Source organism: Allobosea sp. 05T439 (assembly GCF_056396005.1).
The window spans coordinates 67,057-89,093 of the sequence record NZ_JBFTKP010000018.1; the positions used below are offsets into that span (position 1 = coordinate 67,057).

Genomic DNA, 22,037 nt, shown 5'->3' on the forward strand with positions numbered 1-22,037 from the left:
GGAGCGTCGGTCCGATCCTGAAAATCGCCTTTGCGTTCTCCGCCCTCGGGCAGGCCCCTCAGTTTGGTCGTGCGGGGATCGAACACGTCGCGCACGGCGTCGCAGAGCGCGTTGACGACGAAGATCGTCGTCACCAGTGCAGCGCAGGGCCAGACGAGGCCGAGCGGATTGATCTCCAGATAGGCGCGCGCTCCACGGATCATCAGGCCCCAGGATGGCGTCGGCGGCACGATGCCGAGCCCCAGGAAGCTCAAACCGGATTCGACGACGATTGCCGATGCGACCACCAGCGAGAACTGCACGAAGAGCGGCGCGGCGATATTGGGCAGGATCGTCCGCCGCAGGATGCGGGAGGGGCCCGCTCCAAGGGCGCGCATCGCCTCGACATATTCCTTCTGCTTGACGGCGCGGACCTCGCCATAAGCGATCCGGGCGAATTCCGGGGCGTAGAAAACGGCGAGTGTGACGATTAGGGTCGCAGTGCCCGGGCCGGTCAGGGCAATGACGAGCAGGGCGAGCAGGATCGGCGGGAAGGCCAGCATGAATTCCGCGGTGCGGACGGTGAGCACCTCGGCGACACCGCCGAAATAGCCGCCGACCATGCCGGCGCTGATGCCGACGAGGGCCGCCACAGCGCCGGTCGCGAGAGCGACGCTGAGCGACACCTGCGCACCGTAAAGCAGCCGGCTCAACACATCGCGGCCGAATTCGTCCTGCCCCAGCCAGTGCTCGGCCGAGGGCGGCGCCAGGCGGCCCGCGATATCCAGGCTCAGGGGATCGTAGGGAGCGATCACCGGCGCCAAGACGGCGATCAGGATCAGAATGGAAAGCGCGATCAGCGAAGGCGCGAGATGGCGCGCCCTGGGATTCCGCCACAGCGAGACGAGGCCGTTCATAACGCACGCACCTGTGGATCGAGAATCGAATAGAGGAGGTCGACAATGAGATTGAGCAGGATGAACAGCGTCGCGGTGACGAGCACCACCCCTTGGACCTCGGGATAGTCCCGGTGCTCGACGGCCCTGACGAGGAAGCCGCTCATGCCGGGCCAGTTGAAGATGAACTCGACGAGCACGGTTCCGCCGAGCATCGTCCCCATCTGGAGACCTGTGACGGTAAGGACGGGCCCCAGGGCATTGCGAACGACGTGCCGGCGCAGGACGCGCGGTTCACGCAAGCCCTTTGCCCGCGCCGTGCGCACCCAGTCCTGCTGGAGCACGTCGAGCACGGTCGCGCGCGTCATGCGGATGATGATCGCGGACAATCCCACGGCCACGGCCGTCGCTGGCATCAGCAACAGGGTGAGATGCGTTATCGGGGACTGGCTGAACGGGACAAATCCGCCTGCCGGCGCGATCCGCAGCATCAAGGCGAAGAGCAGGATGAACAGGGTGCCGAGCACGAAGGTCGGAACGGACAGTGCGAGGCTCGTCGCAGTGCCCAGCACCCGGTCGATTGCGCGCCCCCGATTGCGCGCCGCCAGAACCCCGAGCGGAATTCCTGCGAGCAAGGACAGGGCTGTCGCTGACGCGATCAGTTCGAGCGTGCGCGGCAGGCGCTGCGCGATGTTGCTCAGGACCGGCTCGTTGTCGAGAAAGCTCCTGCCGAGATCGCCGCGGGCCAGGCGCGACAGATAACCGGTATATTGTTCCAACAGCGGGCGATTGAGGCCGAGGCGCGAGCGCAGCTCGGCCGCGACAGCGGGGTCGGGCTTGCCGCCGTCGGCCGAGAGCATGACCTCGACCGGATCACCCGGCACGATATGCAGGATCATGAACACGGCCGTGGCCACCATGAAGATCATCACGGCGGCTACCGCGCATCTTTTTACGATATAGGCGAGCATGATGCGGCTCTCTGACCTCTCTGCGCGCTCAACCGATCGAGGCGGTGTCGAAGGCCATGCCGACCTGATTGTTCATCTGGTCGGAGAGGACCTTGAAGCCCTTGACCCGATCGCGCACGCCCCAGCCTTGAGCCCGGAAATTGAGGAAGGTGACGGGAACGCTGTCCGCGACGGAGCGCTGCAGGTCGGCATAGATCTTCACACGGGCGCCGGTGTCGCTTTCGTGGCGGCCCTTGTTCAGCAGTTCGTCGAGCTTCGGGTCCGACAGGCCGAAGGAGCGGCGATACGAATCGGAGCCCGAACCGAAGAAGGCGGTCAGATCATCGGGGTCGCCCAGATCCGGCCCGCCTCCGTTAATGGCGAAGTGATAGCGCCCTTCGTTGCCCTGGCTGACCCGGACGCCCCATTCCGGAAGGCTGAGCTTCACCTGCATGCCGATGGCGGCCAGGTGCTGCTGCATGATCTCGGCGATGTCCTTGTGGAAGCCGTAGGTGCTCGTGGCCAGCAGCGTCGCCTGGGCGTTCTGGGCACCGGCCTCCTTCAGCAGGCTCTTGGCGCGATCGGGATCATAGGGCCAGAGATGCTCGAGTTCGCTCACGGCATAGGGCGACCCGGCCGGAAGCGGTACGCCGTCCAGGACCTTGCCGGCTCCGAAGAAGGCCGCCTTGACGATGTCCTCGCGCTTGACGGCGTGAGCCACCGCCCGCCGCACCTTCGGATCGGTGAACGGGCCCTCCTTCAGGTTGAAGACCACGTACATGAAGGAGCCGAGTGAGTTCTGAAGCGTCAGGCCCTTGGTCTGCGACAGGCCCTTCATGCTCTGCCACGGGACATATTCGATGATGTCGACATCGCCGGCGTTGAGGGCAGCGATGCGAAGGCTGTCATCGGGGTAGGCGACGAAGCGGACGGTCTGCGTCGCAGGCTGGCCCGGCCGGTAGAAATCGGTCCTGGCCTTGAAGGTCAGCGACACGCCCTTTTCCGAACTTTCCAGCCGGTAGGGGCCCGCGCCGATCATCGCATCGGGATTGTCCATCTTCCCGGCGAAGACGATCGGCGCCATCTGGCCGGCCAGCGCCAGAATGAAGGAAGGCGTTGGCTGCTTGAGCACGATGCGGACGGTCTTCGGGTCCTCCACCGCGATGGTCTCGACCGCCTGGAAGGCCTGCCGGACATAGGCCGTGGACCTCTCGCCGCGGATGGCATCGAACGAGGCCTTGACGTCGTCGGCGGTCACCGGCTCGCCATTCTGGAAGGTGGCGTTCGGGCGGAGCTTGAAGCGATAGGTTCGGGGATCGGGCTGCTCCCAGGATTCCGCGAGCTCCGGTTGCACGCCCCCCTTTTCGTCGAAGCAGAGGAGCCCGCGGAACAGCAGAGCCTTGACCGTGACGGCAGCCTGGCCCGACCAGTCGAAGGGGCGCAGGTTCGGTGGATAAGCCGACAAGGCGTAGGTAATCGTGCCTGGGGCCGCCGCATCAGCGGGCCTGGAAAAAGCTGCGGGAACGAGCAAGCCAGCGCCAATTGCGGCGCTGCCCTGCAGGAACTGGCGCCGGCTCTTCGAGAAATACCGGCCTTCCGCCATGTTTCGATTGTTCGCCATATCCCCTCTCCGTCTTGTTGTTTCTTGAATTGCAGGGCCGCTGAGCTACAGGGCCATCATTCAGTTTCAGACGAGCCCTCCGTTTGACTTCGACGGGCCGTTCTTGCCCGTCGCTACGGCGGTCTCCCTCGCGAGCCCGGCGACTGAGCGGCCTCATGAGTTTCGCCGAGCGATCCGGTTGTCCCGCACCAGACTCCCGATCCTGACCCATAAGTCCAAGTMGAAATTCGGCAGCGTATATTCCCCAAGTTATAGCTTCGACGAAGCAGCAAAGGCCGTCGCTTCGAGCACCGAAGTGCCAGAGCGTTGCGTCGGGTGCTGAGCAGGCAGACGTGATCGCTTCCGGCCGGGCCATCAGGCCGCGGCGGCGTTCATGGTCGCGATCGGCTAAAGCATCGACCCGAAAAGCAGTACCCGGGGTTTCGGGACAAAGCTCATGCAAACACAAAGGGTTAGATCATCGGACCGGATACGGTTTCTTGTCCCATGATCTAAGCAGCCGACTGTCTTCGCCCTTCACGGAGCAGCGCCAACGCCTCATTGATCAGCCTGTCTCCGTATCCGGCGCGGGCGTACTCTTCGGTCATGATGTCGTTGAGCAGATCGGCTGCGACCATCGCGACCGACCGCTCGGCCGGACTGCCGAAGCCGCCGCCGCCGGGCGTTGCAATGCAAACAGTCTCGCCGGTGTCGATGAGGAGCTGGGCGATCTTCGAGGGCAGTGCCTGCTCGCGCCCGGTCCCGGGGTTGCGCGTGACGCGGCCCACGCCACCGTTCCCACCGCCTTCCGCACCGGGCGCGCCCGCCTTGTGCCGGTCCGAGCGCGCTTCGAGATTGGTCCTGTCATGCAGCGCCCGCACGGTGCGCGCGATGCCCATTCCGCCACGCCACTGGCCGCAGCCGGCGGAATCGCGAACCAGCGCGTACTCCTCCACATGCAGCGGGAACTCGTTTTCCATTGCCTCGGTCGGAAGGTTGAGCGAATTGGTCACGTGGACATGAATCCCGTCCATCCCGTCGCCGTCGCAGCGTGCGCCACCGCCGCCCCCGACCGTTTCGCCGCAGATATAGAAGCTGCCGTTCTCGGGGCGGTGGCCGGAGAAACCAAAGGAGGGCAGCACGTCATAGGCGGAGGCGATCCGCGTGCTCGGATCCACCAACGGCTGGAAGGCGCCGAAGATCGCGCCAGCAAGGCGCTGGCAGGCGATGGTTCGCGAGCCCACCGGTGCGGGGGAGCGCGGATTGACGATGGTGCCTTCCGGCGCCCGCAGCACGATTGAATCCATCATGCCGGAATTCGCCATGAGTTCGGGATCGAGCAGCGCCTTGACGCAGTAATAGGCCGTGGCCCTGAGCGCGTTCTCGGCGATGTTGATCGCTCCGCGCGCTTCCGGCCCGCTGCCGGTGAAATCGATCACGAGTTTTCCGCTCTCGACGCTGACCGCTGCGCAAAGTGGCACCATCTCGCCGTCGGGCAGTCCGTCATCGTCGAGCCAGGCCGTGAAGCGGCTGGGGCCGCCTTCCGCCAGACCGGCGATACGCAGGTCGAGCCGCCGCTTCGTGTAATCGAGAAGGTCGCGAATGCGCGCCCTGAAACCCTCTGCGCCGATGCGGCGCACCAGCTCAAGGGCCGCATCCGAGCCGCGCTCGTTGGTGGCGACCTGGACGCGCAGGTCGAGCACTCGCTCCTCCGGCAGGCGCGAGTTCAGCGCGATCAGGCTGAGCAGGTCCTCGTCGACCTTGCCCTGGCGGCAGACCCGCATCACCGGGATGCGCAGCCCCTCCTCGAAGATCGAACGTGCCGTCGGCGAGGTCGAACCCGGCACCGCCCCGCCGACATCGGTGTGGTGGCCGATATTGACCACGAAGGCGATGAGATCCTCGCCCTGGAACACGGGGGTCGCGACCGAGATGTCGGGCAGATGGGTGCCGCCGGCGGCATAGGGATCATTGGAGATAAATGCGTCCCCAGGGCGGATCTCGGCACGCGGATAGCGCGCCAGAAGTCCTTCGACCACGCCCATCAGCGAGCCGAGATGGACAGGGATATGCGTTCCCTGCGCGACCAGTCGACCCTTGCCGTCGAACAGCCCGACTGAGAAGTCGCGGCGCTCCTTGATCTGGGCCGAGAACGACGAGCGCATCATGTTGATCGCCATCGTCTCGGTGATCGAGAGCAGGCGATTGGCGAAAACCTCCATCGCGATCGCATCGAAACCGACGATCGACCCGGCATCTCTGTTGGGCATCTGCATGATCAAGTCCTCAACGCTGCAGCGCGATATGGATGTTGCCGAAACCGTCGACCTCGGCCGTCTGGCGCGGGAGAATGACGGTGGTGCCGCTCATTTCCTCGACAATCGCCGGCCCCTCGAACGGCACGCCGGCCGGCAGGAACGCGCGCCGGTAGATCGGGGTATGAACCCAGCCGCGATCGGTGCCGAAATAGACCTGGCGCGTGTCGATCCGGGCCGCGTCGAGCGAAGTACCCTTCGTCGGAGCGACGCTCTCGCCCTTCCTGACATGGCAGACGGCCTTGAGCCGAACATTGACGACCTCGATGTCGCGCCCGTCGAGGCTGTAGCCGAACTGGTCGGCATGGGCGCGGTGGAACCGGCCGACGAATTCGTCGCGCGCGCCGTCCCGCAGTTCGTCGAGAGGCACCGGGATGTAGTGGCTCTGGCCGCGATAGCGCGCATCGAGGGTGAAATGCAGTTCCCTGGCGGCATCGGGGATGGTTTCCGTCTCGAGCCACGCGTGACCGGCCGCGGACAATTCCGCACCGAGCGCGACGAGCTGCGTCCAGCTCTCGCCGCCGACGCGGATCAGCGCCGTGCGGACGTAGTCGCGGCTGAGATCCGACAGCAGGACGCCGCGTGCGCAGAGCGTGCCGGGTTCCTGCGGGACGACGATCTTGTTGAGGCCGCACTCCTCCGCGACGTCGGCGGCATGCAGAGGCCCGGCGCCGCCGAAGGCGAAGAGCGTGAAGGCGGCAAGGTCGTGTCCATGCTCGATCGAGACCGAGCGGATCGCCCTGCTCATATTGGCCGTGGCGATGCTGACGATGCCATGTGCGGCTTCCTCGACCGAGATACCGAGCGGATCGGCGATCTGGCTGCGGATCGCCGCATAGGCGAGACCGCGATCGACCTTCATCCTTCCCTCGAGCAGGGCCACGGGGTTCAGGCGGCCGAGCACGATATTGGCGTCGGTCAGCGTCACCTCGGTGCCGCCACGCAGATAGGAGATCGGCCCTGGCATCGCCCCCGCGCTGGTAGGCCCGACCTTCAGCGCGCCGGCATCGTCGAGCCGCGCGATGCTGCCGCCGCCCGCGCCTATCACGTGGATATCGACCATCGGCATCCGCACCGGATGTCCTGCCACCAATCGGCTTGAGGTGAACTGGGCACGGCCACCGGTGATCAGCGACACGTCGGTGCTGGTGCCTCCGACGTCGAACGTGATGATCTCGGTCTCGCCGATCTCGGCGCCGAGCCGGGCCGAGCCGATCACCCCGGCGGCCGGGCCTGAGAGACAAGTCAGCACCGGCAGTTCCTCGACGGTCTGCACCGGCAGCAGGCCGCCATTGGAATGGAAGGTCAGCGGTTCGACCCGGATGCCGGAGGCCGCGATCTTCTCGCGCAGCCGTCGCAGGTATTTCTGGGTATGGGGCCCGACATAGGCGTTGAGCACGGTCGTCGAGAACCGCTCGTATTCACGAAACTCTGCAACGACTTCCGAGGAAACGCTGACATAGAGATCGGGCGCAACGCGCTTGATCAGGTCGCGCACCGCCCGCTCATGCGCGGGATTGCGGTAGGAGTGCAGGAACCCCACCGCCACCGCCTTGACGCCGCTGTCCCGCAGCTGGATGACGAGCTTCTCCACCGCCGCGAGGTCGGGCGATGCCAGCGCCGTCCCCGATTTGTCGAGGCGCTCGTCGACCTCCACCCTGCGATGTCGCTCGACCAGTTCCTCGGGCTTGCGCACGGACCAGTCGAACAGAGAGGGCCTGGTCTGGCGCCCGATCGCCAGAACATCGCGAAAGCCCTTGGTGGTCAGGAGCCCGGTCGGGACGCCGCGCCGCTCGATCACCATGTTGGTGGCGACGGTCGTGCCGTGGCCGACATAGCCGACCTCCTCGGGCGAGACCGCGTTGAGTTCAAGCATCTCGACGATGCCGGACGAGATCGCCCGCGAGGGATCGTCCGGCGTCGAGGGCACCTTGTGGAAGGCGGTCGGACCGCCATTGGTGTTGACCATCACGAAGTCGGTGAATGTCCCGCCTACGTCCACGCCGATCCGATACATGTCGCATTTACTCCCTATGGTTGTCCGGCATCACGCCGCCGCCCGCTGCTGCATGAGCCGCGTGGCGCCGAAGCCTTCGATCGATCGCCGCGTCGTGCCGTGGATGACGAGATCGGCCATGATCGCGCCGACCACCGGCACGAGCTGAAATCCGTGCCCCGAGAAGCCGAACGCGTGAAACGCACCCTTCGCGTTCGGAGAGGCGCAGATCACCGGCAGATGATCCTTCGTCGTGGCCTCCATGCCGGCCCAGGTCCGTACGATGMGCAGCGCGCTGATCGAGGGGAACAGATCCGTCGCGGCGCGAGCGCCCTTGGAGAGCTTCTGGAAATCGACGTGGCTTTTCTGAACCTCGATATCCGCCCGGCCCTGCAGGCCGCCGCCAATGACGAGCGTTCCCTGGTCCGACTGCTTGAACGAGAGCGGCCGCCCGACCACACTGACGACGGGTTTGAGCAGCGGCGCAACGCGCTCCGTCACGATCATCATCGAGGCCTTGAGCCCCAGCGGAATGTCGTCGCCCAGCATTGCGGCGATCTTACCCGCCCAGGCGCCCGCGGCGTTGATCACCGTCGGGGCAACGAAATCGCCGGCATGCGTGCGCAGTCGCCAATCGGCCCCGGTCTGTTCGATCGCATCGACGCCAACGCCCTCGTGAATCGCCACGCCCGCGGCTTCCGCGCTGCGCCGGAACGCCTGCAAGGTCCGGTGCGGGTCCGCGGCACCGTCGCGCCGTGCGATCAATGCCCCCACGCAATGCGGTGAGATCGCCGGCACGAGCTTCAGGAGCTCGGCGCGGTCGATCAGTTCCTCGTGCGCGTATCCGGCCTCCCGCATCTGGGCGAGACGGCTCTCGAGCTTGGGCAGATGGCTCACATGCTCGGCGATGTTGAGCTGGCCATGGGAATGGAAACCGCAGCCGTCCCCGACGATCCCTTCAATGCCGTGCCACATCTCCATGGCTTCGAGGGAAATCGGGATCTCAGCGGGATCGCGATTGAGCGTGCGGACACCTGCCGCTGTCGCTCCGGACGCGTGGCGTCCGACCCACGATCTTTCGAGGATCGTGACGCGGCGACCGGCGCGCGCCAGATGCAACGCGGCTGACAGGCCGTGAAGCCCGCCACCGATGACGAGCGTGTCGATGACCTTCCCGCTCATGCCCCGGAATCCATCGTGTCGAGCGCCGCGAGTTCACCCAATGTAACGGGCTTGAGCGGCGGACGGGCCCTGTAGAGCCCCACATCGGGCACGCTTCGGCCTTCCGCCGCGGCGAGGACATGGGCAACCGTGTAGCTGCATTGGCGACCTTGGCAGGGGCCCATGCCGGCGCGCGTGAAGGCCTTGACCTGGTTCGGCCCGGGACGGTTCGCGCTGACCTGATCCCGGATCGACGCGACGCGGACCTCCTCGCAGCGGCAGGCGATCGTCTGGTCGGGCGGAATGAAGACTGCTGGTCGCGGGCGGAAATAGCGATCGAGGAACGCACGCGAGGCAAGCGCCCGCACCAGCCGGGAGCGGATCGGCTTCGCGAGGCTTTCGGCTTTTGCCTCTGACAGCCGGCCGGCCTTGGCCGCAATCTGCAGTGCAGCGAGTTCGCCCCGCAGGCATGCGGCCCTGGCACCACCGATACCGGCCCCATCCCCTGCGACGAAAACATTCCGCTCCGATGTCTCCCCCCAGCCGTCGAGTTCCGGCGCAAAACTGTCCTGGTCACTGTTCCAGGCATGCCGGCAACCGAGTGCGAGGGTCGGATGAATCGTTGGGACGAGGCCTTCATGGACGAGGAGAAGCCCCGCCCGCGCGGTCGCGGCACGGCCATCGGTCGTGACATAGCGGATGCGTTCGAGCGCCTGCTCGCCGATCGCCTCGATCTCGGCGACATGCCGGACATAGGGAACCTGCCGCCGCAACCGCGCGATCCAGGCCAGGCCCTTCAGAAGGTCGCCCGGCGCGCCGAACAGAGCCGCCGGCAACGTCGCCATGGTTTCTGCGGCCCGCCTGGGTGGCGTGGTATCCAGGAAACCGGCGATCGTTCCGCCCGCCTGCAACAGCTGGACAGCATACAGGAGCGGCAGGGGGCCGGAGCCAACGATCCAGGCCGGCTCGTCGGGAATCTGGCCCGAAGACTTCAGGACAATCTGGGCCGCGCCGACCGTCATCACGCCCGGCAGCGTCCACCCGGGAAACGGCGCCGGGCGTTCCTGTGCCCCCGTCGCCAATAGCAACCAGTCAGCCTCGACGGAGCTGGCGGCGCCGCCACGCCTCAGGAACGCCCGCATTCCCGCCTCGACGTGCCAGACCTGCGTCTCCGGTTCGTAATCGACGCCGCTCGCGCGAAACCGGCCGACCACGGCCGCGCCCTCGGCATAGGCCTTGCCGAGAAGTCCGGCCCGCGGGGTCCCGGCAACATGCTCGATGTTCCGCCAGATCTGCCCTCCCGGCGAGGGTTGCTCGTCGACGACGAGCACCTGCAGACCGTGCTGCTTCGCGATGATGGCCGCCGACATTCCAGCCGGGCCGGCTCCGACGATCAGGAGATCGGCACGCCGGCTCATGGCGTCACATCGGGCCGGCCGTGCTGACGCTCGATCCGCATGCCGTCGCGAACCTGCGCGAGGCAGGTCTGAACCGACGACACGCCGTCGACCACCGCAAGGCAATCGAAGCACACGCCCATCATGCAGTAGGGGGCCCGCCGCGCACCCGACACCGGGGTCGTCCGCGACCAGAACGATGCCTGCCGCAGAAGCACGGCTGCAACGCTTTCATCGGCGCCGGCAGTGACGGGATGCCCGTCGACATAGACCGTCAGCAAACCGCCGGCTTCCTGATCCAGCTTCCTGAACATGAGAGTGCCTTCTGGACGTTTCGACGTAAGACCGTGGCTCTTAGCGGGCGGCCGCCAAAGGCGATGATCCGCTGCGGGAACAGGCCGTCGGCGCGCGCTGCGTTCCCTGCCTTGGCATCTCGAAATGCTTCATCGGCCTTGGGCAATGCATGATGGTCCCTCCGTGTTGACGACGGTAGGAAGCTGCATACTATTATGTCCAATAGAAAAATGACCGCACTCTATTCCTAGAGTTATAGCATGCCGCGCGCGCTCAATCTGAGACAGATCGAAATCTTCAAGGCCCTGATCGAGCACGGCACAGTCAGCCGCGCGGCCGAGGCGCTCTACATCTCGCAGCCGGCCGCGAGTAAGCTCCTGATGCAGTTGGAGAAGGACAACGGCCTCAAGCTCTTCGATCGCTACAAGGGCCGCCTGGTGCCCACGGCCCAGGGCTTGCGCCTGCACGAAGAGGTCGCCCGGATCTTCGTCGGCGTGCGCCAGGTCGAAAGCGCGATCGGATTGATCAAGCGCGAGGATCAGGGACGCCTGGTCGTGGGCGTGATCCCTGCGCTCAGCGGCGCTTACATCCAGCGCACCACGATGAACTTCCTCAAGCGCAATCCGAACGTCTATTGCTGGATCAAATCGCCCAGCTCCCAATGGATCCCCGAATATGTCCTGACACGCGTTCTGGACATCGGGATCGTCACCGCACGCGTCGAGAATCCCTTCATCGTCACAGAACCGCTCTTCGAACACCCGTTGCTGTGCATCATGCCGGTCGGCCATCCGCTCGCCGATCGCAAAACCGTCCGGCCGGACGATCTGAACGGTGTTCCGTTCGTCGCCTTCAACACGGAGACCTATACGGGACAAAAGGTTTCCACGATGTTCGACAAATATAATGTCAGATCAAACATAGTCTTGACCGCCGATTCAAACTCGACACTTTGCCAATTCGTCGCGGCCGGCCTGGGCGTATCTCTTGTTCACCCCCTCTTTATCGCAGGGGTCGAAAAACAAGTGGTCGTACGGCCGTTCGAGCCCATCATGCCGCTGGATTTCCTGGTCTGCTTTGGGCGCGATGCGAGAAACCCCCAGCTCATCTCCGAATTCGCGAGTGAGGCGAAAACAATGGCCACGCGTTTTGTCGATGATCTCTCAAAAAGCTGGAGCTGCGCCGGCCCCGCGGCGTTGCCCCTCGGCAGACAGCAAGCTATGGGCCGACGTCGGAGCAGCAGGAAAAACTAACGTGTCAATCGCGCCACAACCGGACTCTGGCTCTTTGCCCGAAAGCGGACCAACGCTGCGGCCTTGGATTGCCAACGCACGCCGGCACGCACCGAAGCACTCCATAGACCCGGCACACGGCCGACGTGTCCCGATCCGAGCCGGCAGGAAGTTCAGCGCCGCCTTCGACTAGGAAATCAGCCTGAGCGATGTGTCCCAAAGGCGCTCTGCGTTTCCGCTGTCGAGTGCATAGCGGGCAACGCCGGTGAAATCAGCGGGGCGGCGTGACACTGTCGTGGCCTCATTGCAATCCTCGAAATAGCGCCCGCCGACCCCCTGCAGCAATGGAGACGCTGCGAGAAGCACGGAGGTTGCCGCGCCTTGCCGCGGCGACTTCCGACGCTCGGGAGGTGTTTTGAGGCCACCCGTATGCTTCTGGAGATTGGTGGCGATCGCTCCTGGGTTTAGCGCGTTAGCAAAGATGCCATCGCTCGACCAACGTCGTGTTGCCTCTACTGCCAGAAGGGCACATGCCGTCTTGGACTGTCCGTAAGCGACGAGCGGATCGTAGGGCAGAAAATCAAAATTTAGATCATCAAAGATGACAGGTGCGATGAGGTTCCCGCTTGAGCTCACCGAAACGATCCGGGCGCCGCCCGCAGCCGCAAGCGCGCGCTGCAATCCGATTGCGAGTGTGAAATGCCCGAGGAAATTAGTGGCAAACTGCATCTCCCATCCTTCGGGAGTGCGTTCGAGGGTTGGCAACGCCATGATGCCAGCATTGTTGACCAGAATGTGCAGCGCACCGTCCCAATCGGCAACAAATCGGCGAACACTTCGCTGATCGGACAAATCGAGCTGCCTAACCAGGACGGAGGCGTCGTTAGACGCCGCGCGGATTTCGGCAGCCGTGGTCTCTCCTGCATCGATCCTGCGCACGGCCAGGGTGACCTCGGCGCCAGCGGCGGCGAGCGTTCGAGCGGTTTCCACTCCGATTCCCGAGGAAGCACCTGTCACCAGTGCGCGCTTGCCGCTCAGATCGATGCCTGAAAGGACCTGCTCTGCAGTTGTGCTGAAGCCAAAGGGCGTGGTGATGAGACTCATTTTGCATCCCTTCGGTGCCTCGTTGGGCGTCCGCTAGTCGAGCGACGGCGCCCATCCGTCCGCCTTTAGGGGCGGCGGGACGACCCCTGGCTGTGCTCGATCGTCTCGATCAGGCGGTGAAGCTCCACGGCGTCGTCGAATGTCGGTCTGAGCTGCGTTCCCTTCAGCAAGTCAGATGCGAGACGCTGGTATGAGAGAGCGAGAATCTGCTGTGGGCCCTCGCCAAAGCGGTCGGCTCTGTAATTCGCCGGAATATCCAGCTCCTCCAATGGTCCGCCCMCGCTTGCTCCCATCAGGTTGAAGCCGCCCAAACCAACATATCCGACGGGGCTCGTGATAATCAGATCGCCTTTTGTGCCATTGATCTCGACGTGAAAATTGGTGCCCCGCGAGAGGCCGCCGCGGAAATGCGCAGTGACCGCCACGCCATTCGCCAGTTGGCCGCTCACCATCACCTGGTCAGGGACCGTCATGGGCAGCTCAGCTCCAGTCTCCTCGAGGCGGATAGTCCGGCGACGGGTGATGAGAGTTCCGGCCACTTTGTCGAAGCGGCTATCCAGCGCATGAAGCAGCGCGTCGATCGAGTGAGCGAAAGGTACGTTCAGCATCGCCGCGCCGGCTGTCCGATCGAGCGTGTAAGCAAAGCTGCTGCTCATCGCTTCTCCCCAGACGATGCCGGAGCCGATCTGCGTGGCTGAAAGAACTTCGCCCAGATACCCGTCCCGAATGAGATCGCGCGCATAGGCGAAAGGCGGCGCAGCACGTGTCTGCAGGCCTATTGTGGTTGCGACGCCTTTGGATCGAGCAAAGTCACGCATCGCAACGGCGTCAGAGAGGTCCATCCCGAGAGGCCATTCGGAGAACACGGCCTTCTTCGCCGCGATCGCTTTGGTAACAAGGTCCTTGTGCCGAGTGACTTTGACCGCGATGACGACCAAGTCGACGTCAGGAGAGGCAACCAATTCCTCTGTCGTTCCCATTGCAAAAGGAACGCCGAATTTACCGGCGGCTGCGGTCGCGATATCGAGATTGCTGTGGCTAATCGCTGTAAGGCGGAAATCTGAAAGCCCCTTCAGCGCCGGGATGTGCGCGGTCGTCGCCCAGCCCTTGTCGGGATGGACGCCTATGATTCCGACCTTGATTGGGTTGCCGAACATGTCGCACTCCCTACGTCGGTGACGCGGCAGATCCCGAAGCCGACCGATGCTCCGCAGACAATGGCACGTCATCTCGAACCAGCGTCGAGCTCGAAGCAAAACGGCTGAGCAGCGGCCGGCTACTCGCGCCAAGTTATTCGGTGATCTTCACGAAACCCTGCTGAACGAGCTGAATCGTTCTCGCCATCGCGTCGAGGTTGATCTTCACATCCGGCAGCAAATCCATATTGCCCCAGCCGTTCGCTTTGGCGGTTGCGCCGCAGAGTTCAATGTTCACCCCGCGCTTCATCAAATCGGCGATCAGGCCCTGATACGGGTTGCCGGTCTTGATGTTTCGAGCGGCATTATAGGCCCGGTCGTTCAGCGTCGCGTGCCCGGCGTTGGTATGGAAGACCGCAATGACCTCGGACTGGGCATTCCAATCGCTGATGTCGCCGGTGATCAGATCAAGATGAAACAGCGACGCTGGGAGATCGCCTTCGAACGCAAGCCCGCCAATGCTGTGCACCGACTTTACGTTCTGCAGCGTGACCGGGATATCGATGACTATGGCATGTTCGGTTTTGGACATGGGGACACACCGTTCGGAAAAAGCCGTCACACGCCCTCGTGAACGAGCTTGGTGAAGAAGGCAGGGCCGATGACGAACTGGCCCCATTTCTCATCAAACTGAGCCGTCGGCTTGGCTGCGACAATCTCGTCCAGAGAGCGACCGTCACGTTTCAGCTTGGCGACATTCGCGCGAATGCCAACGAGCATGTCGTGGTAGTTCTGGAGCTCCGCCTTGTTGCTCACGGGTTGCCCATGACCCGGAATAACGATCGTCTGGTCGCTTATGCCAGACAGGATTGCCTCGATCGCGCGGATCGTGCCGTCAATGCTTCCTCCGGTCGAGTAGTCGATGAACGGGTAGATTCCGTTCCAGTAGATATCGCCAGCGTGGATGATATCCGCTTCTGCGAAGCTCACCGTGATGTCACCGTCCGTGTGGGCGTTCGGGCGGTGCTTGAGGAGCAGCGTCGCGTTGTTCAGCCGGATGGACTTCTCGTCGGAGATGGTTTCGGCCGGCAATGCGCCTGGGGGCGAGGGTGGGAAGTTGAAATCCCAATCCTCGACCCTCTGCGCTGCCATGAGGTGTTTGCGTGCATTGTCGTGGGCGAGGATCGCCGCTCCTTCCTTGTTGAGCCATTCATTGCCGTCCGCATGGTCGAAATGCCAGTGCGTGTTGATCAGGTGCTTCACGGGCTGGCGGCCGAGTGCGTCGAGAGCCTCGATGATCCGCGGCCGGGACGCCGTAATGCCAGCGTCGACGAGCACCTTCCCGTCGGGCCCGGTCAGTACAGCGATGTTTCCTCCCGATCCTTCCAGCACGGCCACATCGCCACGTAGCTTGTGGACGGCGATAGGCGCCTTCGCGGCTTCGGCGCGGATCATGTCGACGATGCCCTGGGCCTTGGCGAAGGCGTGCCTTGGGCTCAGCCAGCCATCGGTGGCCGTGATTGTGCCCGCGCCGATGCAGCACAGGCAAAATCCGCGGCGCGAAAGCCTGAATTCCTGGGTCATGACAATACCTTCCTCGGGCGCGCAGCCCGAGGCTGGCGCGTTGGTGGGTAAAGGCTGAGGGAGGGCGCTGATGGGCCGAAGCCGTCTGCGTCCAAGCTACGGTTGCTACGCCTTGATGAAGGCGAGCAAGTCCCGATTGATCTCGTCGGAATGCGTGCTGAACATGCCGTGCGGAAAGCCCTTGTAGACTTTGAGCGTTCCGTTCTTGAGCAGCTTGACCGACAGTTGGGCGGAGTCCGTGATCGGCACGATCTGATCGTCGTCGCCATGCATGACGAGGACCGGCACGTCGATCTGCTTGAGGTCTTCGGTGAAATCGGTTTCCGAGAATACCTTGATGCAGTCGTAATGCGCGTTGGCGCCGCCCATCATGCCCTGGCGCCACCAATTTCGGATCAGGCCTTCAGATACCTTCGCGCCCTTGCGATTGAAGCCGTAGAAGGGTCCGCTGGGTACATCGAGGTAGAACTGGGCCCGGTTGGCAGCGAGCTGGGCACGCAGATCATCGAAGACAGCGATTGGCGTGCCGTTCGGGTTGCGATCCGATTTCACCATGACCGGCGGGATTGCGCTGATGAGCACGGCCTTGGCGACCCGCCCCCTGCCATGGCGGGCAACGTAGCGCGTGACTTCGCCGCCGCCGGTTGAATGACCGATGTGGATCGCATCGCGCAGGTCGAGCGCGGCTGCCAGCTCTCCGACATCCGCCGCATAGGTGTCCATGTCGTTGCCCGTCGCGGTCTGCGAGGAGCGACCATGACCTCGCCGGTCGTGGGCGATGACCCGGAAGCCCTTGCCTAGGAAAAACAGCATCTGATTGTCCCAGTCGTCACCGCTGAGCGGCCAACCGTGATGGAAGACGATCGGCTGTCCCGACCCCCAATCCTTGAAGAAGATCTGCGCGCCGTCCTTGGTCGTGATCGTGTTCATCGGATGCTTCCCTCGTTCGCTGGAAAGATTGTTCGTCCGGTCTGGCTTTGCGATTTGGGCCTGCGCCGCGCTGGGAAGCCCGGCTGCGGCCGCTGCACTCGCCGCGGTCACCAGGACATCGCGCCGTGAGGCGCCCCACGCAGGTGACGGATTTGATGTCGTCATCGCCATCTCTCCTCTCGCTGCCGGTTGCACTTGCATGCAGCCACGCAATTCCGCTGCGCCACCGGTCGGCAGGCGTTCAATGGTCAGCAGTCAGCGAACCGATCAGGCTCGGACGGGCGCGGCGGCGGCCAACTCACTCCGGGTGGTCGGCCTGCCGTTAATCGTCTCGTAGACGGCCTTGGATTTGCCGAGCGTGTCCATCAGCGACTTCGGCCCCTCGAACGGCCTTCCGCCGATATGCCAGCCATCGGTATGCAACTCTTCGATCAGCACCCATACGACCTCGCGGAACGCCTCCGATCCCTCGAATTGGACCATGACGTCGGTGAGGGCCTTGGCCATTGCGTGCTTCTCTTCGGGTGTGAAGACGCCGTCGACCAGCTTGACGTTGACGAAGGGCATGACATCGCTCCTGGAAAAGGTGAGTTGGAGTTCGCGTTAGTCGGCGATATCGACGACGATCTTGCCGTTGGCGCTGCGATTTTCGACCTCGCGGTGGGCGTCGGCCACTGCGTCGAATTCAAACCTGCGTGGATCGACGAAGGGTTTCACCTTCCCGTACTCTGCCAGCTTCGTTGCCTCGCGCATGATCTCGCCATGGTGCTCACGACCTTGACCCGTCAGCATCGGCAACAGGGTGAAGACGCCCGAATAGCTCGCGGCGCGGAACGACAGTGGAGCGAGCGAGTGAGTGCCCCATCCGAGGCAGCTCACCACATGGCCGAAGCGGCGAACTGCGGTGAATGAGGCATCTAGGGCTATGCCCCCCACGGTATCGTAGACCACGTCGAAACCACGGCCGCTGCTGTGATCGTCGACATACTCCTGAGGAGTCGTCTGCTCGCGGTCGATCGCCGTGGCGCCCAATTCCTCGATAGCCCCTCCCTTCGAGGCCTTATCGACCGCGAACACCTCGGCACCGAAGGCCCGGGCGATCTGGATCGCCATCAGCCCAACGCCGCCGGCGCCCTGAACCAGAACCCGCTGCCGGGCCTGGACCTGGGCTCGGTCGACCAGACCTTCCCACGCCGTGATGAACACCAGGGGGAGCGCGGCAGCCTCGCGCATGCTGAGATTGACGGGCTTCGGCGCAAGAAGGCTGGCATCGACCGCAGCAAACTGCGCCAGCGATCCTTGAAGGCCCCCGACGCCTCCGGTCAGCCCGTACACCTCGTCTCCGACGACGAAGCCGGTGACGCCGGTCCCGAGCGCCTCGACAGTGCCGGCGAGATCCATTCCCAGGATCGCGGGAAAGGGGTGTTTCGCGTGCGCCGCGTTTCCGCTCCTGATTTTGAGATCGAGCGGGTTCACGCCGCTCGCCTTGACGCGAACCAGGACCTGGCCTGGCGCTGGCTCCGGGCGAGCGATGCTCGCCCGAGTAAAAGGCGCATTGGTTCCGTTGAGGACGAGTGCATCCATTGCGGCTGCCGTGGTCATCGTCTGACGCCTCTGTGAGGACATTTGCCGCTTACCTGGCGGCACACAGACGATGACCAAAGGACCAACCGGCAGCCAGTGAATTCTCGTGAATTCTTGTGTGGCCGCGCCAGCGCGGCGCACAAGCGCTGTTGGTCAGGTCAGGACAATTCGGCCAGAAGAGACTTCGCGGCTCGCAGATCAGCCGTCTCAAAGCCTTCGCCGAACCGGCGGTACACCGTCGCCAACGACCGATGCGCCTGAACGATCTCCCCGCGGCCACGCAGAAAACGAGCAAGGCTCATGCTGGCTCGAAGCTCCCACGACAGAGCGTCCTGCTGTTGCGCCCGCTTGATGGATTCAAGGAAACACGGCTCGACCAAAGCTGCGCCGGCGCCTTCCTGCAACAGAATCTCGCCCATGACGCGCAAAAGCTCGGCAACGCACCAAAGCTCCTCTTTTTCCTCGCTCCGCAGGATTGCGGCTTCGACGAGCGCCCGGCCCTCAGCCACTTGTCCCGAGAGTGCTAGCGCTTCGGCTAGGAAGCCGGAAAATCTGACGTTATAGAGAGTGAACAATCTCCCCTGTTGAAGTTCGCCCAGCGCGGTCCGGAGAAGCGGAATTCCGCGGTCGAGAAGGCCCTGCTTGATCAAGAGCGTGCCCTTCCAGCAGCGGCCGAACACCTCCCATGGGCCAAGCGCATTTGTTGCCGCCTGGTCGAGCAAGGTTGTGATCGCAACGTCCGCAGCAGCCAGATCCCCGACATGAACCCAGACGGGACATGCCCAACGTGATAGGGCATCACACAGCGAAATTGCGTGGCCGGTTGCCCGCGCAGCATCAGTTGCATGTTGGACAGCCTCCACTGCCTGATCAGGGAATCCCTGCATCCAGAGGAGTTGAGCCGGCTGTACGCGGGCAGCCACTGATTGTCCGAATCGAAAGCGTACCGAACTGGTTGGGCTGGTTCCGGCGGCGGAGACATCGTGAGCAAGCATGCGATCGGCATGATTGCGAGCGCCCCGACAATCCCCCATCGAAAACAGCGTCATGCTGAGCATCCGATCACCGATGAAGCGATCGAGGCTGCTTTCGGCGAGCGACATGAACCGTTGTGCGAGTTCAAGTGACGTTCCGTACTCACCCATGCCGACCTGACAGAGCCACAAACCCCAGAGGGCCTCTGACTGAGCCTCAACATCGGCGAGGTCTTCGGCCATCTCCAATGCCTTAGCGAATGCGGCCGGCGCCTGCGGCGCGAAGCCAATCTTGAAAGCTTGTGACAGGCCGAGCGCTCGGTAAAGCTGCATGACTTGGCGCGCCTGCGCATCCCGGGCTGCTCCGGGACCGATGCCCGACAATGCGCGCTGAACGCCGTTCAGGCATTCGTCGACCGATGACAGCTGATACCAAAGAGGGATGGCGGCCACGGTTACAGCGAGGCCGACCTCCGGATCGCCCTGGGGCGAATAAGCCCAATCGAGAACCATGCGCACATTGTTGATGTGGCGGCCGTACCGGCTGAGCCACTCATCACCAGGCAGTGTTTCGACTTCGCCATGCGCGTGCTTCAGGACAGCGCACAGATAGTCGGCCACTCCCCGCACGGCGCCACTGAGCTCGCCTCGTTGTGAAAGTTTAGCCAGCGCGTAGGCACGGGTTGTGTCGAGCAACCGGTAGCGTGCGACTTTCCCGTGGGCTTCCGCTGCGACCAGAGACTTGGAGATCAAATTTGCCAGATGATCGCGGATGTCGGTGGCCGGGTCGCCGGCACCGCTCATGATGGCGATCACGGCCTCAAGCGTGAACTCGCCAGCAAACACGGCGAGGCGACGCAGGACCGCCTGCTCCGGCGCCGACAGCGCCTCGTAACTCCAATCGAGTGTAGCAGCGAGCGTCTGGTGCCTCGGGAGAGCAGTACGTCGACCGCCAGTCAACAGTCGGAAGCGGTCGTCGAGGAGTTCTGCGATTCCTCGCGTGCCGAACGCCTCGACACGGCCMGCCGCAAGCTCAATTGCCAAAGCAATCCCATCAAGCTGGCGACAAATGTCAGCGACGACGGGCGCCTCATTGTCGTCGAGCTCGAACCCACTGCCGCGTGACGTCGCGCGATCGACAAACAGCTGGACGGCCGGGAAAGTCAGTGCGTCCGCGGCGGTCAATCCAGCAGACACGGCGGGCATCTCGAGGGGAGCGAGCCGGTAAACGCTTTCGCCCTCAGCCCGCAAAGCCTCTCGGCTGGTGGCGAGGACGTGGAGTCCTGGAGCTTCCTTGAGAAGTGTTTCTGCCAACCGGGCCGATGCATCAAGAACCAGCTCGCAGCTGTCGAAAATCAGCAGCATCCGCCGCTTACGCAGAAGCGCGATCACACCAGGAAGCGGGTCGGAAGCACCGTCGGCAAGACCGAGTGCAGCCGCCAACACGCTTGGCACCAGCTGGGCGTTCGCGAGCGGAGCCAAGTCAAGAAAGCAGACGCCATGCTCATATGACAAAAGGAGTTGTTCAGCGACGGCGAGACAGAGTGTGGTCTTGCCGATGCCGCCCGGTCCCACGACCGTTGTCAGACGGGATCTTTGAAAGCGGCCTCGAACGGCCTTGATCGCCTCGGCACGCCCGATCGGCTGCGTCAGTTGTCGCGGGAGATTGTTTCGGGCGCCTGTTGCCCCAGCCTCACCGGAGACATCGGAGGATGAGATTGGAGCCACGAACCGGTAGCCGCGCCCCGGAACCGCAGCGATATAGCGCGCGCCGGCCTGGTTATCGCCGAGGGTTCGCCGAAGCAGAGCTACCTGAGCCCTGAGGTTCGACTCTTCGACGGTGGCTTTCGGCCAGGCGCGCGCCAGCAATTCATCCTTGGTGACGACCTCCCCGACGCGCTCGGTCAAGGCGATCAGAATCTCAAGGGCTCGGCTTCCGACCTGTAATGGTTCACTATGTTGAAACAGACGGTGTTGATCAGGACGGAGGCAAAACGGACCGAATGTGAGAGTTCCGCCGCGCGGGGGCCTCGCGAGAAATGGTGCCTCGTCCATTCAGCGACATAGCTCCGGCTGCTGTCGAAGTATTCGACTATCTGAGCGGTCAAGCAATATGTAAGCCGAGGTCTCACTCTCCTTTTTGCGGAGGCTATCCGTCTCGTCGAGCGCTGCCCCTCGGAGCACCCAATGCCCTGCAAGATGACTCGAAGCGCCATTTCCGGACATTGGCCCGCCAGCCTGAAGCGGACATTCAAACGAGCGCGCCTTGAGATTGGTCAGGACTGGGTGTTAGATTTCATGGAGCGATTTCTTGACGGAAAAGCGGGATCGAATGGATCTGCACATCAGCATTTCCGGACGGGTCCAGGGAGTTGGCTACCGGCAATGGTTCCGCGGCCGCGCGCTCACGGCTGGCGTAAGCGGTTGGGTGCGTAACTGCGTAGACGGCACCGTGGAAGCAGCGCTTTCCGGTCCAGCCGAAAGTGTCGAGCGATTAGTTCTTGAGGCGGGGCAAGGGCCCCGCGGCGCAGATGTCCAGGATGTTCGTCGCCTAGAAGCAGCACCGCCGCGGTTAGATGGCGGCGGCCAGACCTTCTTCATTGCCGCAACCGATAGCTTTCTACAAAAAGGGCGCGATACTCCTCATTCGCCTTAGCCAGTCGCCCTTGAAGTCCGGAGATTTCGCGAATTCGCCGACCCTGTAAGGCAGGGCCTCGATGCGCCAGAAGCGGACATTGGCCTTCTGCCGGAAGGCGGACCTTGGCGCGCTTCGCCGATCCTTGCCTGCATAGTATTTCGCGAGTTTCAGCGCGCGCGGGCCGCCCTCTGAGAGGCGCCTCATGATACTTCGTAGCTGAGCAAATTCCCTTTCCGTCAACGTTTCCGAAGGCGCMTCAGCTCGCGC

General features: G+C 63.6%; 18 protein-coding genes and 1 pseudogene. 2 read left to right on the forward strand and 17 right to left on the reverse strand.

Going from position 1 to position 22,037, the window contains the following annotated elements:
* Positions 1 to 77: 77 nt before the first annotated feature.
* The 8 genes and pseudogenes from AC1DIO_RS20815 to AC1DIO_RS20850 form a co-directional block, all read right to left on the reverse strand.
* Positions 78 to 896, reverse strand: a pseudogene (locus AC1DIO_RS20815) (ABC transporter permease); the annotation flags it as partial.
* Entirely contained in the window at positions 893 to 1,846 is a 954-nt protein-coding gene (locus AC1DIO_RS20820; RefSeq protein ID WP_476770107.1) for an ABC transporter permease, read from the reverse strand. The pseudogene AC1DIO_RS20815 and the gene AC1DIO_RS20820, both read right to left, overlap by 4 nt.
* A 28-nt stretch (positions 1,847 to 1,874) precedes the next feature.
* Complete coding sequence (locus AC1DIO_RS20825; RefSeq protein ID WP_476834146.1) at positions 1,875 to 3,446, reverse strand: ABC transporter substrate-binding protein; 1,572 nt, start codon at positions 3,444 to 3,446, stop codon at positions 1,875 to 1,877.
* A gap of 491 nt (positions 3,447 to 3,937) precedes the next feature.
* A complete protein-coding gene (locus AC1DIO_RS20830; protein WP_476854019.1) occupies positions 3,938 to 5,701 on the reverse strand; it encodes a hydantoinase B/oxoprolinase family protein in 1,764 nt (587 codons plus the stop codon).
* Positions 5,702 to 5,711: 10 nt separating this feature from the next.
* Positions 5,712 to 7,757, reverse strand: a complete 2,046-nt coding sequence (locus tag AC1DIO_RS20835) for a hydantoinase/oxoprolinase family protein (RefSeq protein ID WP_476854020.1) — start codon at positions 7,755 to 7,757, stop codon at positions 5,712 to 5,714.
* Positions 7,758 to 7,787: 30 nt separating this feature from the next.
* Positions 7,788 to 8,918 carry an NAD(P)/FAD-dependent oxidoreductase gene (locus AC1DIO_RS20840; RefSeq protein ID WP_476854021.1) on the reverse strand — a complete coding sequence of 377 codons (1,131 nt, stop codon included), beginning with the start codon at positions 8,916 to 8,918 and terminating at the stop codon, positions 7,788 to 7,790.
* The gene (locus AC1DIO_RS20845) at positions 8,915 to 10,315 is read right to left on the reverse strand and encodes an FAD-dependent oxidoreductase (protein ID WP_476770102.1); all 1,401 of its coding nucleotides are present in this window, start codon (positions 10,313 to 10,315) and stop codon (positions 8,915 to 8,917) included. Before AC1DIO_RS20845 ends, AC1DIO_RS20840 begins: the two co-directional genes overlap by 4 nt.
* Entirely contained in the window at positions 10,312 to 10,608 is a 297-nt protein-coding gene (locus AC1DIO_RS20850) for a (2Fe-2S)-binding protein (RefSeq protein ID WP_476770101.1), read from the reverse strand. Before AC1DIO_RS20850 ends, AC1DIO_RS20845 begins: the two co-directional genes overlap by 4 nt.
* Before the next feature lie 240 nt (positions 10,609 to 10,848).
* Here AC1DIO_RS20850 and AC1DIO_RS20855 point away from each other — a divergent pair, with 240 nt between their 5' ends.
* The gene (locus tag AC1DIO_RS20855; RefSeq protein WP_476833666.1) at positions 10,849 to 11,841 is read left to right on the forward strand and encodes a LysR substrate-binding domain-containing protein; all 993 of its coding nucleotides are present in this window, start codon (positions 10,849 to 10,851) and stop codon (positions 11,839 to 11,841) included.
* A gap of 168 nt (positions 11,842 to 12,009) precedes the next feature.
* Here the strand turns inward: AC1DIO_RS20855 and AC1DIO_RS20860 are convergent, their stop codons facing one another.
* The 8 genes from AC1DIO_RS20860 to AC1DIO_RS20895 all read right to left on the reverse strand — a co-directional run bounded on the left by AC1DIO_RS20860 (position 12,010) and on the right by AC1DIO_RS20895 (position 21,187).
* Positions 12,010 to 12,924, reverse strand: coding sequence for an SDR family NAD(P)-dependent oxidoreductase (locus tag AC1DIO_RS20860; protein ID WP_476769997.1), 915 nt, complete (start codon positions 12,922 to 12,924; stop codon positions 12,010 to 12,012).
* Positions 12,925 to 12,989: 65 nt separating this feature from the next.
* Positions 12,990 to 14,081, reverse strand: coding sequence for a Gfo/Idh/MocA family protein (locus AC1DIO_RS20865; protein ID WP_476854022.1), 1,092 nt, complete (start codon positions 14,079 to 14,081; stop codon positions 12,990 to 12,992).
* A gap of 133 nt (positions 14,082 to 14,214) precedes the next feature.
* The gene (locus tag AC1DIO_RS20870; RefSeq protein ID WP_476770007.1) at positions 14,215 to 14,652 is read right to left on the reverse strand and encodes a DsrE family protein; all 438 of its coding nucleotides are present in this window, start codon (positions 14,650 to 14,652) and stop codon (positions 14,215 to 14,217) included.
* A gap of 26 nt (positions 14,653 to 14,678) precedes the next feature.
* The gene (locus AC1DIO_RS20875; protein ID WP_476769999.1) at positions 14,679 to 15,644 is read right to left on the reverse strand and encodes an MBL fold metallo-hydrolase; all 966 of its coding nucleotides are present in this window, start codon (positions 15,642 to 15,644) and stop codon (positions 14,679 to 14,681) included.
* A 105-nt stretch (positions 15,645 to 15,749) separates the two neighbouring features.
* Positions 15,750 to 16,574 carry an alpha/beta fold hydrolase gene (locus AC1DIO_RS20880; RefSeq protein ID WP_476770000.1) on the reverse strand — a complete coding sequence of 275 codons (825 nt, stop codon included), beginning with the start codon at positions 16,572 to 16,574 and terminating at the stop codon, positions 15,750 to 15,752.
* Between the two features lie 267 nt (positions 16,575 to 16,841).
* A complete protein-coding gene (locus AC1DIO_RS20885; protein WP_476770001.1) occupies positions 16,842 to 17,141 on the reverse strand; it encodes a tautomerase family protein in 300 nt (99 codons plus the stop codon).
* Between the two features lie 36 nt (positions 17,142 to 17,177).
* On the reverse strand, positions 17,178 to 18,176 hold the full coding sequence (locus AC1DIO_RS20890; protein ID WP_476770002.1) for a zinc-dependent alcohol dehydrogenase family protein: 999 nt from the start codon (positions 18,174 to 18,176) through the stop codon (positions 17,178 to 17,180).
* Positions 18,177 to 18,316: 140 nt separating this feature from the next.
* On the reverse strand, positions 18,317 to 21,187 hold the full coding sequence (locus AC1DIO_RS20895) for an ATP-binding protein (protein WP_476770003.1): 2,871 nt from the start codon (positions 21,185 to 21,187) through the stop codon (positions 18,317 to 18,319).
* 277 nt (positions 21,188 to 21,464) lie between these two features.
* On the opposite strand from AC1DIO_RS20895, the gene AC1DIO_RS20900 reads away from it, so the two are divergent.
* Positions 21,465 to 21,788 carry an acylphosphatase gene (locus tag AC1DIO_RS20900; RefSeq protein ID WP_476770004.1) on the forward strand — a complete coding sequence of 108 codons (324 nt, stop codon included), beginning with the start codon at positions 21,465 to 21,467 and terminating at the stop codon, positions 21,786 to 21,788.
* Here AC1DIO_RS20900 and AC1DIO_RS20905 read toward each other — a convergent pair.
* Positions 21,753 to 21,974, reverse strand: coding sequence for a hypothetical protein (locus AC1DIO_RS20905; RefSeq protein ID WP_476770008.1), 222 nt, complete (start codon positions 21,972 to 21,974; stop codon positions 21,753 to 21,755). The two genes, AC1DIO_RS20900 and AC1DIO_RS20905, sit on opposite strands and share 36 nt — an antisense overlap.
* Positions 21,975 to 22,037 lie beyond the last annotated feature (63 nt).